Origin of the sequence: Bradyrhizobium sp. 35, assembly GCF_023073215.1 — a bacterium.
In the GTDB taxonomy this organism is placed as follows: Bacteria; Pseudomonadota; Alphaproteobacteria; order Rhizobiales; family Xanthobacteraceae; genus Bradyrhizobium; species Bradyrhizobium canariense_D.
Genome location: NZ_JADPJC010000005.1, coordinates 1 through 14,071, shown reverse-complemented (window position 1 = coordinate 14,071; position 14,071 = coordinate 1). Strand labels below are relative to the sequence as shown.

Genomic DNA, 14,071 nt, shown 5'->3' with positions numbered 1-14,071 from the left:
ATTCAGTGAGTTTGAGGAAGCGACCGGATTGCAAATCCAAGGTCATGCAGTGCTGGAATGAGCTGGGCGAGCGCCGTCACGGTCTGGTCGCGCCGACTAGAGTGAGGGCAGCGTTTCAACTCGTCGGGAGGGCACCCGTCGTGCAGGAGCACGATTGCTCCCGGCCGGACCGAGGCCAGCACCGCGGCAACAATCGCCTCGCCGCCAGGACGAGACCAGTCTTGCGGGTCCACTGACCAGTGCAGGGCTGCCAGTTCGGCCGTCGCCGACACGGCGAGGGCCTCCTTGGTCCAAGTCCCATACGGCGCACGCATGTGCCGCACAGAGGCTCGCGGGCAGGCCATTCCGATGACCTTGTTCGTCGTTAGGATCTCGTATTCCACCTCATCCGGCATGCATTTGGATAAATCCGGGTGCGTCATTGTGTGGTTTGCGAGTTCGTGGCCTTCTGCAATGATGCGCTGGATCAGCTCCGGCTGGCCCGCTGCATATGCACCGATCACGCAGAAAGTGGCGGGGGCCCGATGCTGCGCCAGCACATCCAGGATAGCCGGCGTGCAATGCGGGTTGGGACCATCATCAAACGTCAGATAGACACAGCGCTCTCCGCCCGAGTCGGCGCAGTCGCTCCGCGCTTCAGTCTCGTTGTCTGCAGACGTCACAGTTCTGGCCCGTTCCGTTCAATCATCTCACCGGCCGGCCATTCGCTCATTGGCCTCGCAATCGGCAGAACGAGGCCGACCACGTCCTCCACGCGCGTCGGAGGCACAGTGAGATAGATATCCGGACGAGCGGACCGAACACGGAGCCCTGGCAGAACAGTCGCTAATCCCTGTCGCCCGAGCAGCCTGGTAATATGTTTCTGCAGGGCAGATCGGACCGTGCCAAAACCGAACGGCACCCCAAGATCTCGCAATACGGGATACATCACGCGGATGGAGTGGCTGATGCCGAGCCCCTCGAGATCCGGGCGCACCCCGTACAATCCGAGTTCAGCCACAAGCAGATCGACCTCACCCACTTTTATGAAGCGGCGCAGTGCGCCGATGTGAATCGCAACACCACGATCATCGTAGCCGATTGCGCGAATCTCAGGCCTTGCGCCGGCCCAGCTTCGATGACCTTCAAAGGGCTTTGCATTGAATGCCCCGGTCGGACCATAGGTCTTCCGGAAGAAGTCGGACAACTCAATATGGTCAGCAAGTTGAAGCTCATTCTCCCAGCACAGCCTCCAACGAACTGGAGGGCGCGCCGAAGCACCTCGTGTGGATCCGGGCGCGATCATTTTCATAGAGAGTAATTCCTATTCATTATCTGGCTCCTGACGCACGCCAGCAGTTCGCTACGCTCGAAAGGCTTGCTCAAAAACTGGAGTCCAGTTTGCAGGACTCGCCTCATATCGTTTTCGAAGCTGTCTGTGAGCAGAACGGTGGGAATCGCGCGTCCGGATGCAGCCAGATGATGGAAAAGCTCAAAGCCACTCATCACGCTCGACTGCATGTCCGCGATCAAGCACGACGTGATCAAACGGCGGCCCGATTTCAAGAACTCGTCTGCGCTCTCGAAGGGTTCGGGTACGTAACCCGCCGAAAAAACCATATCTGTCAGACCTTCACGCACTGACCGATCGGCATTCACAATGGATACGACGTCGAGCGTGTGCGCAACTCGCATCAGATTCACCAAGGACGGCTTCGCTTGCATGTTCGGCACGATTTCTCCGCAGCAAGGACGCAATCGGATGCGACCAAAACACATTTGGCACCCGCAACCGAAGGGGTCCAACTGGAGGGAAATCTACGGTCAGGTTAAGCGTTCGCTCAATTCTACAGCGGTACACGGCCGGTATAGAATGGGTTGGCGAAGCCATACGATGGTTTGCTCGTCCTATACGCCCACGCACATTTGCGGATCGCCACCGTGCTAGCTCGCCGAGATAGGACTTGCGCAACACGCGCGAAACTGCGACCGCACGGTCCAGATGTCTTGATCGATCCTTGGCGCTGGGCTGAGACGCGCTACGATTTGTAACCATTCTGATAGATCTGGCATCTCGCTAAACTATCCTTTGCTATCCTCAGTCGGTACAAATGGTAAAATCGATTGTATCGATAGAACACATTCATACGGTGGATCACTCAAGATTATGCGTTTCAAGGGCCTCGATCTGAATCTCCTCGTCGCGTTCGACGCCCTGGTGACGCAAGGCAATCTCACTGCGGCGGCAAGAAGCATCAACCTCAGTCAACCTGCCATGAGTGCTGCCGTCGCGCGGCTTCGCACTTACTTTCGCGATGAGCTATTCACGATGAGGGGTCGGAAGCTTGTCCCAACGCCGCGGGCTCAAGCGCTCGCAGCCCCAATTCGCGAGGCTCTCGCTCACATTCAGCTCTCCATCATTTCTCCGGAGGGCTTCACTCCGTCTCAATCGAATCGGCGATTCAGGATCATCCTGTCCGACTTCATGACTGTCGTGTTTCTTCGAAGAATCGTGGACCGCGTCGCGCGGGAAGCTCCGACGATCAATTTCGAGTTGCTGCCGCCCTTAGAGGAACCCGATGAACTTCTCCGGCGCGGTGAAGTCGATTTTCTCATGTATCCGGAGATGTTCATGTCGAGTGCGCATCCCAAGGCGGCACTGTTCGAGGACACGTTCGTTTGCGTGGGCTGCCCCATGAACAAGCAGCTGGCGCCGCGGCTTACGTTCGAGAAGTACATGTCGATCGGGCACGTGGAAGCCCGGTTCGGGGGCTCCCTGAGGCCCTCCTTTCACGAATGGCTCTTGCTCGAGCATGGTTTCAAGATACGCACCGAGGTCGCAGTGCAGGGTTTTGGTATGATTCCGCCTATGTTATTGGGCACCAACCGTATAGCGAGTATGCCCTCAAGACTGGTCAGCCATTTCGCAGACACGATGCCCCTGCGGGTCATCGAACCTCCGCTGCGACTTCTCACATTCACCGAGGCCGTCCAGTGGCCGGCCATTCATAATACTGATCCTGCAAGCATTTGGATGCGCAACATGTTCTTGCAAGAGGCATCCATGATGGTCTCTCCGTCCGAGACCAACCAATGTCACGGCCCGTTCTAGCATTGTTCGGCCGTTTGCGATCTAATCTCGGTTAACCAGATCTACGCCAGGCTCGAGGCTCCGGTCCTCGCTGGTGTTCGGATTGGCGCGTTTGAGCGTAGTTTGATCGGGTCGGCCGCGCTCTTGATCTCGCGCTGGCGTGACGATCTTGCGCTTCATACAGCTCGTTCGGCGGCGCTCCGCCTGACTTGCCTGACACGACGGCTGCATCGCACTGTTCTACATGAGCTGAGGCTCAGAGCTCGCGAAATGGTCCGGCCAGTCAGATGAACGAAATCAGGCCTTGGCACTAAAATCCCTCGAATCGTACACCGCGTCAGGTTGTAGACTAAGACCTGCGATCGAGGCTGCAAACGTGGACACTGGCAGGCACCCACACCGCTCTTAACCTGCCGGTGGGCATTCTCCTTGCCGTCTACTCTCCCGGTGATCGCAGCAGCAATGCCAAAGCACCACATCGGATCGGTGGGTGCAGGTCATCCTTTCGGATCGCGACAGTGGTGTTATTCGAGAGTGTCGTGGCGCGTCGCGCGCGGGATGCTGCCGCCGTTAGTCCCGAGTTGCGGCCCGTCACCGCTGACTTCGAAGAGCTACTTCGGTGCGGTAACATGATTTGCCAATCTTACCCAAAGCATCTATGTCCAGCGCTCGCACACCAAAGCGATGCTGTTCGAGAATGAAAGTGAGTGAGCTTCTGGACGAGCAAGGGACTGTGCTGCGCAACAGTGATCCGGCTCACGTCTGGATATGCGAGTTATTGCTGTAGGAGCTATGGCACGTCGTTGTTTCCCGGCGCGCCCGCGCGGCGCCGGGGGCGTGTTGCCCGTTTTGAGTGTGCCTCCACGTCCGACGGATATCGGAGCGATCCTTCGAGGCTCCGTCCTCAATCGCGAGTAACGTTTCGCCAACCGCGCGAGGTGCGCTCGCGTTGAGATACATGCCGGAAATGGTTTTGCGGCCCGCCTTCTCTCATTATACTGGCGCTTTGCGTCGCAGACTTGCGCCGTTGAAGAGCAGCCATCATCTTGTTGCATTCCAAAACCCGACGTTGCCATGCGCGAACAACGCCTTCGCGGCTACAAAGCCATCAACAGACTAGCAGCGCGTCGAAAACGCTGCTAGGTGCCGAGCGGGCGGCCGCGCCACCCATCTGATCAGATCAGTACTTTGTCTGGGCAGCCGTTCGTGAAGCTGTGTCTCAAGAGCAAGCGGGGTGGCATGTACCTGCTTTCGTTTCGTGTGGCGATCAGACAGCAAATGGCCGCTGCTGTGCCAGCATCCAGCGGAAATTGCACAGTTTCGGTCAGGCAGTGTTGGACAAAAGGGAAGCAAACGCCGTGTTGCACAACGGCACCACACGAACGCACCTGTCACATTCTTTCGCGCACGTCGCCGCTCCGTCTTCTTTTTGCCCTACCACAGCCAAACGGCTTCCCCACGTGCAGCGAAGGTGCCGCAATGAAAGGAGCTTACTGTTGGAGAAGCCGAGCGGAGTCTACGACCCGGAGGATCTCGCGAGCTTGGGAATTCTTTTTGATCGAGCAATCGCGTCTTTACCGACATGCATGCGAACCGGCGAGAATCGCGTAGCGATCGCCAGACTTGTGATCCAACGCGCAGCGAGGGACGAATTGGCGTCGCTGGCGAACTTGATGCTTGCACTTGTCTCGGCTGATTGATTAACAGCATGCGTCAGTGCTCCTGGGGTTCGCAGCAAGACACCATCATCTAGATCATTGAAATCGCTTGATTCTCACGTGACGTCAGGTTGTAGGCTTGCAAATTGAGGACCATGACAAAAGCCACACCACGACGGCGCCGATGGCGCATTGGAGAACTTGCAGAGGCGACCGGCGTAACGGTACGCACTCTGCATCATTACGAACATACGGGGTTGTTGACGGTCGCGGAACGTACCGGTGGCGGTCACCGCATGTACGATCGTGAAAGCCTACAACGCGTCTGTCAGATACGGGCGCTACGTGAGCTCGGCTTCTCGCTTCCTGAGATCCGCAAAGCCATCGAGGGACGGTCGTCTCTCACGGACCTATTGCGCAACCATCTCGAGCGAATTGAAATTCAAGTCGCGCGGGCGACATTATTACGGGATCGATTGCGCAATATGACGACGCAAGGTGAGACAGAAGTTAGTGTCGACGAGCTGCCGGCCACGTTAGATGCAATGTCGCGGATTCAGGAACGCGCCCCCTCGGCCATCTGCACATGCGCCTCTAACGCTAGCCGCGAAGATCGGTGGCGCAAGATTCGGGATGAGCTACGAAGCTGCATGGATCGGGGCGAGCCACCATGCAGTGAGCGACCAAATGCGGTCGCGCGTCAGGCCCGTTCGCTGCTGACTGAGATCGCAGGAGTTGATTCGACTGTCTCGATGATACTGAAGGTGCTGACGCGATTGACTGAACCACACAATCTCGCCGGTTGGGATGCGAGCCTCATGCGATACCTGGATCTCGCCCTCGCCGCGCTGGAGAGCCAGCTCGGAGAGAGTTGACGCACCCGGCTGCCCGGACTCGGTTGCTCAAATGTCTCTACTGAATGAGCTGATGCTGATCCTTGTCTGACTGAGGATCGTTGGCCCGTAGCAATTCGCCTGCGAATGTGCGTTGTCGGCACTCTTGGGGACTTCGCTCTGCCAAGCTCGACGAGCACGCTTCGAAGTACTTGATCCGTACGTAGCGTCAAATTGTACCTTCTAAAAGTATCGACGCAGCGGCGGGGCGACGGACAGAGCGCCGGCTAGGCCGATGGAGACTCCAATGATCTGCACCACTTTTGGAAGTTCCCGGTGAGAGCGCTGGGCGAGGGCAATTCGGTGGATGAACGTCTTTGGCCATTGCCGGCGACTCCGCAAACGGCACGCTCTTTAGCTCCATGCCGCACTCGACGAAGAATGCTGCAGGGGCAGCCGATGTCGCCAAGCTCAAGGCTTCAAGCCAATCTGCCGCAGGTTGCAGGCTACACTTATGCCCCAGTTCAAGCATGGGCAGGCTCGGTCAGACGGCGGGCACCGTCGATGCCACGCGGGTTGCTGCGGCCGAACCTCGGGCTCAATCGAAAGGGCCATTGCCACGGTTCGATTCGACTCCAAGGGAGACAATGCCGCCCCTGGGTCCATCGATTACCGCTGGCCCGATAATCCGTCGAAGGGGTCGCGCAGACCTGACCGCCCGCACCAACACCGCACGGAGCGTTGAATGATGAACCATTCTAGGCCTCGCGATTACGCGCTGGTCACGTGCGTCGCAGTCGCCGCACTCGCGGCATTTCTCGCCCTCGCGGCAATGCTATCAGAGCTGTCGTGCGCGCCCGAACGGCCGCCCGAAGAGTACGTTCCCATTCGTCTGGTACCACTGGAATGAGCATCACTTCCACAATCGTAAGGCCGACGAACATCGGTGGCTTCTTCCACCTAGTGACACTGATGCGCACCTCGCTCTCGGGAGTGAGCTGCGAGGACCTCTTTAGAAGGAACGTTTGTGGCAACATGTCAGGCGTGCGCAGTCTGTCTGCGGATTATGCGAGTTCAAGCCACGTTAGCAGCGTTGTTCGGCCGAGTGGACGTGGCGTTTCCTCCCCTCTTGAAACAGGTATTCGCCGGGATAACGCCGTGCGCCCGCCTGATCCGATCCGTGCTGATCGCCGCGGGCTTTGAGACGGGCTCGGATCCGGTGCGGCGCTTAGATCTGAGCCCGCCTATGCACCCCACCCCTCACATTTGAGCACGCCTTGCGCTTCCCGGCTCCGAACACAGCGCGCGCATCACGTAGGCTCGATGAAGGCCATCAACTGCCCTCGCCGACAAAAGGAAGAACACCAAATTGGATGCAAAACTGCAAACTATGCTTTCCTCGCTCTCGCCGGTGGCTCGCGAATTGGATGCTCTGCCGTCCGGGCGGCCCACCGCGGACAATGCTTGCGTGAAACTGAACACGAATGAGAACCCATTTCCCTTGCCAGCCATCGTGATGCGAAGCGCGATTGCAGCTCTTGAGGTGCAATACCGCTATCCAGAAGACGACAATGTCAGCTTGAGACAAGCGGCCGCAGCGGCCTATGGGATTGCCACTGATCGTGTGATGGCCGGCAATGGATCGTCTGAACTCCTCAGTCTCATTTACAGAGCCTTTCTTGCCCCGGGCGACGGCGTCGCAATGATGTCGCCCGGCTTCTCATTCAATCGCAAGCTTGCGATGTTGCAAGGGGCCCGGTTCATTGAAATTCCCTGGTCTGAACCCGACTGCTTGCCGATGGACGAGCTGCTTTTCGGTCCGGCTAAACATGCCAAGTTCATTCTGCTGGCCAATCCGAACAATCCGACCGGAACCTTCGTTCCGGTCGCTGAGATCGAGCGCCTCGTTACACGGTCTGACCGATTGATCGTATTGGACGAAGCTTATGTCGATTTCGCACCTGAGGACGGCCTACGCCTCATTGAGCGCCATTCGAATCTTCTGGTCCTGCGCACGCTTTCCAAGAGTCATTCCGCCGCTGGCATTCGCGTCGGCTTCGGTTTCGGCCATCCCGAGCTGATTGGGCGGCTTCGCAACATCCAGAATGTTTTTAATATGAATGTGGTCGCTCATGCCGTAGGCATGAGCGTCCTTGCGCATCGCGACGCCTACGAGGAGAACCATCGCCACGTCAGGTCTGAGCGTCAGCGCGTAGCGGCCGCCCTCTCGGAATTTGGGTTCTCCGTAACGCCTTCCCACGCGAACTTCCTCCTCGCCCGTGTGCCGGTAGGCCAGGGTGGCAGATGGTGGCAGGCGGCATTGCAAGACCAGAGCGTCCTCGTTGCCTTCTTTCCGGATCCCGGCCTGGAAGAGTGCATTCGGGTTAGCATCGGTACAAAGCGCCAGATGGATGCGTTTCTTGCGGTTGTCGGCAGCATTCTTAAGAAAGTGGGATGCCGTGGCTAGTGAACCCTTCCACTCAGGTCACAGATCCCCGTTCGTCATCGAACAGGACCCACACATGATGCAGCTTCGCGACCGGCCTCAGTCAGTCATTGTCCGGTCGACGCATTGCGAGCTGCTGAGAACGGCTTCGCGGCATATGCACGCCAGCGAGCGCTTCTTGAACCCCAAAAACCTAGCGGACTCCGGTCCTCTCTATAGGAGATAACTGAGTGAGAAACGCTCTTCCCTCAAACCTGACCTGCGGCATTTTTGATCATCTTGACGAGGACGGTCCCGATATCGCCAGGCAATACGCGGACCGCCTCGCGCTGGCGGAGGCCTACGACCGGCTCGGTTTCTATGCCTATCATCTGGCAGAGCATCATTGCACCCCCCATGGACGCGGTCCATCGCCGAACTTGTTTCTGTCAAGCGTCATACAACGCACACGGCGACTTCGCGTTGGTCCGTTGGTCATGCTGCTCAACCTCTACCACCCGTTGCGGGCATTCGAGGAGATCTGCATGTTGGATCACCTGAGCAGCGGCAGAGTCGAGGTCGGCCTTGGTCGCGGCTCCCTCCCGATCGAACTGAGCTATTTTGGGGTTGGAGCCGACGTTGCCTCTAGCCGTTACGAGGAAGCTTCCCAAATCTTCGTTAACGCGATGAATGGCGGCCCGCTCTCGTACAAAGGGCAACATTTTGCGCTGAGCGACGTTCCTTTGACGCTTTCACCTCACCAGCGTCCTTGTCCCCCGACATGGATTGCTACAAATCGGCCAGAGTCCGCGCATTGGGCGGCGGCGAATGGCGCTAATCTGGCGTGCATGGGACCCTCTTCTGCCGTTCGCAAAGTAACAGATCGCTATCGCGCTCATGGAAACGCGAAGTATGACACCAACGGTTCAGCACCATTTCTCGCATTACTCCGCATGGTCGTAATTGCCAGCTCTGAAGCAGCCGCCCGCTCCCTCGCCGCGCCAGCCTACGAAACTTGGCTCAAGAGCTTTAAGTTCTTGTACGACCTCAATGACATCCCGCCTCCATCCAACCTGCCCCTAACCTTGGATGCCGCAATTGAGAGTGAACTGTGCGTTGTCGGATCCCGCGCTTCGGTGCGCCAAACTCTTCTCGATCACGTGGAAGAGGCAGGCGCCAACTATCTCCTTTGTCAGCTCGCCTTTGGATCTCTGTCACTGGATGCCTGCCTCAACACAGCAACTGCGATTCACTCCGAGCTCATGGCGGCGGAGCACTGATGGTGAGCCGATTCCAAGCAGTTCGCCCTTGACCATGCAATAAATGGCAACACCGAGGCCCATGAGCACCGCAGCCGGATGCATTTGTCAGGCCGCTCTTATGGCTCAAGTGGCTCTTACGCGCATGAGACCCTTTCGACTACATCACCAAGGTGTAGTCTCGACGGCAATAAATGCCGCGTCTCCCATTTTGCATGTGTTGATATTGCCCGCGCAGTGGTTTGCTTGGCCAGGTGAGTTGGCTCACGCTCATCCCGCTTTGGCGCGCCAGTTCGTCGATCGCATTTCACACGAATCCAAGATGTGGCTTATCGCACGGGCGGGCCTGTCGTGACGCGGTCCCCGCAGCGCTTCGACCAGATGGACGAGATCGCGCGTAAGCTCGAGATCGTGCTGGCGGAGTTGGCTTCGCTGCGCATTCTGCTGGCTGCGCACGGAATTAGCACCCCTCCGCCTCTGCATGAGGACTACCTCACTGTTCAGCGATACGCAGCGATGAACCACATAAGCCCCGAAGGGGTGCTCTCTCGGATCCGCCGCGGCAAGCTGCGCGCGGAGAAGCGCGGTGGCCGCTGGTGGGTGAAATGCACGGTTTGCACAGCATAGCCGTGCAGTGGCGAGGACAGTTATGGTAGCCGAAACGAACCAATCCGAGATACGGAATCCAGCACGTGAAAATGATCTGCGCGTTTAAGTTGCCGCCCTTTCTGCGCTCGACCCGATGACCAATGGAGAATCAAGAGATGATCGAGGTCAACGTGGCGCACGACCAACACACCGTCGCGGGATCGGCAGGCTCGATGTCGATGCACCCAGGCAATCACAAAACGCGCGCGTGGCAGAAGTCCAACTCCGATGCCGCTGCATGTATTGTGGCAAATGGGAAGCGGCGCATACCCTCCGTTTTGCACGTGAGCCACCGCACGCTACCGAGTTACGGCTTGGAGCGCAGGAAAGAGAAGTGCCTTGCTCGCAGATCGCACCTTGCGAGTTCCGCTAAGCATATCTTGAACGTCCGTCTCACGCGGGCTGGGGTGTAGCAGCCGACATGTATCCCAGTCATTCGCCTGTTCAGGGTCGCCTCGCGCGCCGGTGCGAGACGCGGACAGGTCTAATTTCGCTGGGATAGTCCGAGATTCAGGCTGGAGAAGGAGATGGCCAATGATGTCACCAAGGCTAATGTCAGTTCTCGGGTCGACGGTAGCAGTCGAGCGTATATTTTGGAAATTTCGAGAATTGATTGATGGCGATAGCGCGATCTCACCTGAAGTTCGAGAGACGCTTCATGTAATCCTAGATGCAAAGCTTCTTTCCGCAAAAGATAAGATTATGAGCGACGCGCGCGCTGCGATTGACGCAACTCCTGATTTGCCGCAGGCGGCCCGCGATCGAGCATACCGGTCGCTCGACTTTGCAATGAAGATGTTCATGACCAGTGAACCGCGCCGCGCTGAGGATCCCTTCAACGAAGTTGGTATCTGCAGCGCTCATCTCAAGACGCGTTGATGCAGGACCCGCTCCAGCGATCGGCGCCTCACTGCCGCCGTACGACCCGGTCAAGACCGGTGCTTTGCCCAGCGTGGATGTCGTCGTGCCCTGCTTCAACGAGGGACCGGCGTGCGCTTGCCGCCTGCCTGAGGTCTCTCGCAAGCCAGGGCTTCCGGCAGTTCTGCTCCGCCGCCGCTCCGAGTTCCCGCACGCCGTGGTTCCTAATGCGGCATTCGGCCTTGCTCAAGCAAGGCAATTGCCGATCTGCCACAAGAGGGCGAACGCCGGGCGCCGTCAGTTCGTCGAGCACAAAATCGGGAGGCGGCGTGGAGGGCACGCGCGTGCAGTCAGTCCCAACAACGCGGTGCAAGGTACGACTGCTGGCCGATTTGACCCGAGACACTGACGGTGACGACGGCGAGCCGGCCGTTCACGGATGATCGGATCGGCAGCCGTGTATTCGCGACCGGCCCTGGACCTTGCAACGTACGTTTGTGTGATCTTAGCATGCGCGGAAGCCATTGCCGGACCGAATTCTAACAAGCGCTAGTGCACACCATCGACAAGGAGCACCTTTCACTCTCCTGCGGCATCTACGCCGGTTCAATGCCCGTGTCCATCTGCACTGGGCCAGAAGGCTGATCCAGAGCCACCGCACGACTTCGACTTTCATCTCGCGCAGGATCAGCGCCGCATTGACCGCCGAATTGAAATCTCTCAACTCGCCTACCTAAACCGAGAGGTTTCCAAGGTTAGGCTCTCCTCCTAGAACTCGATCCGCGATAGTCACTACAGCGGATGCATCATGAAACCTGACGAGCGCCTCGCCGAGGTCCTGGAGAATAGCGCGTGTTTTGATCATGAGGCATCGGAGGTGTGGGCGCAGTGCCTCTCGCCCACTGAGCGGCTGGCGTATATTCGAAAGCATCGCTCTCACTTCCGGTTCGCAGATTACGATGACGTGATATCTGTTATACGGGGTCGGCGCTTCACCGGTTGCTCATCGCAGCTCCTTCGGTGGCGTCACAGGATAAGAGCAAGGGCGTTGCAAGGCGCTTTGCTCTTTTCGGTTGCGGTGTGGCTGGGCCTCGTGTGGGTTGCGGTGCGCTTCATCCGCTGAGATCAGCAGCTCGCTTTTCGCCGACGCCACGCAATCTGGTTCGCACGCGAAAGAGCATTGCGAAGCGTGATCCGCAATGCCGCAACCTGACGCAGGGTTCGGTTCAAGCATTCCTTTCCGACGAAATGTTGCGGTGCAGCTACAGCTATCCGTGCGGATGTTGTTAAGACGCGCGAGGCTCGGGGCACTCAAGACATGAGAGTAGAAATGAAGAACTTGTTGCTCGCGACTGCAAGCATTGTGGCGCTCGGCGCGATTGCGCCCGCATTCGGCGCGGATCTGGCTGCGCAGCCCGTCCAGCCTCTCTATGGCAAAGCTCCGCAGCTTGTTGCGGCTATGATCTATGACTGGAGCGGCTACTACGTCGGCTTGAACGGCGGCTTGGGCTCAAGCGCGAATTGCTGGGACTTCAATGGCGGCACACCTGAGGGCTGCCATGATGCGACCGGCGGTACTGTGGGTGGCCAGATCGGGTATCGAAGGCAGACGGGCCAGATCGTGCTTGGTGTTGAAGGCCAGGGGAACTGGGCTGGTTTGACCGGCTCGAATGACAGCGTCGCGTTTGCGGATATCAACCGGACCAAGATTGATGCGTTCGGCCTGATAACAGGGCAGATCGGTTATGCCGTAGACAACGTATTATTTTACGCCAAAGGTGGTGCCGCAGTGACGAGCAATACCTATCAGATTAGCTCGACCCTCACGGGCGCGCAGCTTGGGAAGAGCGACCACATTCTTTGGGGTGGTGCGCTGGGAGCTGGGATTGAGTACGGTTTCGCGCCGAGCTGGTCGGTCAGCCTCGAGTACGACCACCTATTCATGCAGCCCGGAGCGGTGCACTTCGCCGCGCCCGCAGGCGGAACCGATCGCGTCCGCCAGGATTTCGATCTTCTGACTGCCCGGCTCAATTATAAGTTCGGCGGCCCGTTTCTTCTGAAATATTGATCAGCAGTACGAACGAAGAATCGGAAGCCCCGGCCCATGGCCGGGGCTTGTTTTTGCAAGGGCAGGCTTGCTGCATCAAGCAATACCGTTATCCCAGGCGACTAGCTTGCCGCAATCCAGGCCCAAAAACCGCTCCCATATTGATGGGTATCGGCATCCACAACCAAGCACGCTTGCGAAGATCACTGTGATCGCACGCGCGTCATCGATGCGCCGAATGGTCTACCGTCATGGCCAGTCCACGTCGGATTTAGGCGATCGTACGAACCTCTCCCGCCTCGAAAACTCGACCAACCCTCGGCGGGATACGCATCTATGCCCCCGAAGACGACGAGACGACAGGCGTGTCAGCTATTCGCGGCGACAGCATCTTCTGCACCTTGGGCTGAACGTGTCCTCGCTGTCATGTTGCCACGCTGGTCAGATCGATCGCTCGTGACTTCGACATAGGTCGGTACGGGGCAGCGGCGCCGAAACGTCAGATTAGACCGGGGCGAATCGCCTTGGCAAGCCAATGGGTACGGCTGTTCGTCTCTAGCTTTCGCATCGCGGTTCTTCAGGTGAAAGTTCACCGTATTCTCGCTGACTCTCAGGATGACTCCGATTTCCTAGGATGATTTCCCCTCTTCCACCCAGCGGAGGCAATCCTTTTCTCGTTCGGATAGGGCCACTTTCATATGGCATTTGCCCTCCGATGAGGGCGCGATTTTTGTAAATGCATGATGAAACTGCCAAGCCAATGCGTTGAGACGACTGAAGCGATACTGAGGGTCGACATCGTCGAACCTGGATGCAAAGGATACGACGCATAGCCGTCCAAATGGTCCGAACAGTGGTACGGTTACGCCGTGCTTCAGACCCGCCTCTTTGGCCTCGTTCAACACACGCACTTCGCCGGGTTGCAATCGATCTTGTGAGCGAGTTGATCCCATAGAAACGGTGACGACTGCATCGTCGTACCGAACCACAGGATCGATGGCATTGTATCGGCGTTCAGCATAGCGCTCGCGCCACGCGGAAGGAAAGCTCACCGTCACGGCGGCTGGCAGATACTCTGGCCGGCGGGTCGGCTCCGCGTCCGTCAGCGCCCCGTAAGCGACTTGACTGAAGCCCTGTTCGCTCGAGCAGCGTAAGCGCGATTTTCTCCGCACGATGACGCCCGCGCTTTTGACGGATGGCCTTCGTATCGAGGGCGGCATCTGACCCGTTCAGGCAGCGGCGGTTTTGGGGAAGTTGAAGGGCAGCAGGTCGG

Annotated in this window: 11 protein-coding genes; 7 read left to right on the top strand and 4 right to left on the bottom strand. The window is 58.1% G+C overall.

Features of this window, described 5'->3' with window-relative positions; all coding sequences use genetic code 11:
* Positions 1–2: 2 nt before the first annotated feature.
* From nodB to IVB36_RS00295, 3 genes are read right to left on the bottom strand one after another with little or no spacing between them, the layout of a single operon-like run.
* A complete protein-coding gene (gene nodB / locus IVB36_RS00305) occupies positions 3–662 on the bottom strand; it encodes a chitooligosaccharide deacetylase NodB (protein ID WP_247390148.1) in 660 nt (219 codons plus the stop codon).
* Positions 659–1,291 carry a NodA family N-acyltransferase gene (locus tag IVB36_RS00300; protein WP_018455474.1) on the bottom strand — a complete coding sequence of 211 codons (633 nt, stop codon included), beginning with the start codon at positions 1,289–1,291 and terminating at the stop codon, positions 659–661. Before IVB36_RS00300 ends, nodB begins: the two co-directional genes overlap by 4 nt.
* Positions 1,288–1,704 (bottom strand): response regulator, encoded by a 417-nt coding sequence (locus tag IVB36_RS00295; RefSeq protein ID WP_247390173.1) that lies wholly within the window; start codon positions 1,702–1,704, stop codon positions 1,288–1,290. The genes IVB36_RS00300 and IVB36_RS00295 overlap by 4 nt, the downstream gene beginning before the upstream one ends.
* Positions 1,705–2,146: 442 nt before the next feature.
* On the opposite strand from IVB36_RS00295, the gene IVB36_RS00290 reads away from it, so the two are divergent.
* The 7 genes from IVB36_RS00290 to IVB36_RS00260 all read left to right on the top strand — a co-directional run bounded on the left by IVB36_RS00290 (position 2,147) and on the right by IVB36_RS00260 (position 12,819).
* The gene (locus IVB36_RS00290; protein WP_018455472.1) at positions 2,147–3,091 is read left to right on the top strand and encodes a LysR family transcriptional regulator; all 945 of its coding nucleotides are present in this window, start codon (positions 2,147–2,149) and stop codon (positions 3,089–3,091) included.
* Between the two features lie 1,792 nt (positions 3,092–4,883).
* Positions 4,884–5,603: a MerR family transcriptional regulator gene (locus tag IVB36_RS00285; RefSeq protein ID WP_247390146.1), complete on the top strand. Its 720-nt coding sequence runs from the start codon at positions 4,884–4,886 to the stop codon at positions 5,601–5,603.
* A gap of 1,348 nt (positions 5,604–6,951) precedes the next feature.
* A complete protein-coding gene (gene hisC / locus IVB36_RS00280) occupies positions 6,952–8,028 on the top strand; it encodes a histidinol-phosphate transaminase (RefSeq protein WP_247390171.1) in 1,077 nt (358 codons plus the stop codon).
* 209 nt (positions 8,029–8,237) lie between these two features.
* Positions 8,238–9,266, top strand: coding sequence for an LLM class flavin-dependent oxidoreductase (locus tag IVB36_RS00275; protein ID WP_247390144.1), 1,029 nt, complete (start codon positions 8,238–8,240; stop codon positions 9,264–9,266).
* 330 nt (positions 9,267–9,596) lie between these two features.
* Entirely contained in the window at positions 9,597–9,872 is a 276-nt protein-coding gene (locus IVB36_RS00270) for a hypothetical protein (protein WP_026232955.1), read from the top strand.
* A gap of 555 nt (positions 9,873–10,427) precedes the next feature.
* Positions 10,428–10,772 (top strand): hypothetical protein, encoded by a 345-nt coding sequence (locus IVB36_RS00265; protein WP_247390142.1) that lies wholly within the window; start codon positions 10,428–10,430, stop codon positions 10,770–10,772.
* Between the two features lie 1,309 nt (positions 10,773–12,081).
* Positions 12,082–12,819: an outer membrane beta-barrel protein gene (locus IVB36_RS00260; RefSeq protein WP_247390139.1), complete on the top strand. Its 738-nt coding sequence runs from the start codon at positions 12,082–12,084 to the stop codon at positions 12,817–12,819.
* 608 nt (positions 12,820–13,427) lie between these two features.
* Here the strand turns inward: IVB36_RS00260 and IVB36_RS00255 are convergent.
* Complete coding sequence (locus tag IVB36_RS00255; RefSeq protein ID WP_247390137.1) at positions 13,428–13,970, bottom strand: autoinducer binding domain-containing protein; 543 nt, start codon at positions 13,968–13,970, stop codon at positions 13,428–13,430.
* Positions 13,971–14,071 lie beyond the last annotated feature (101 nt).

Bases quoted from the DNA above. Each gene is read 5' to 3' on its own strand.
- IVB36_RS00300 (WP_018455474.1), bottom strand. From the start codon at position 1,291: ATGAAAATGATCGCGCCCGGATCCACACGAGGTGCTTCGGCGCGCCCT.
- IVB36_RS00265 (WP_247390142.1), top strand. From the start codon at position 10,428: ATGATGTCACCAAGGCTAATGTCAGTTCTCGGGTCGACGGTAGCAGTC.
- IVB36_RS00295 (WP_247390173.1), bottom strand. From the start codon at position 1,704: ATGCAAGCGAAGCCGTCCTTGGTGAATCTGATGCGAGTTGCGCACACG.
- IVB36_RS00260 (WP_247390139.1), top strand. From the start codon at position 12,082: ATGAAGAACTTGTTGCTCGCGACTGCAAGCATTGTGGCGCTCGGCGCG.
- hisC (WP_247390171.1), top strand. From the start codon at position 6,952: ATGCTTTCCTCGCTCTCGCCGGTGGCTCGCGAATTGGATGCTCTGCCG.
- IVB36_RS00290 (WP_018455472.1), top strand. From the start codon at position 2,147: ATGCGTTTCAAGGGCCTCGATCTGAATCTCCTCGTCGCGTTCGACGCC.
- IVB36_RS00285 (WP_247390146.1), top strand. From the start codon at position 4,884: ATGACAAAAGCCACACCACGACGGCGCCGATGGCGCATTGGAGAACTT.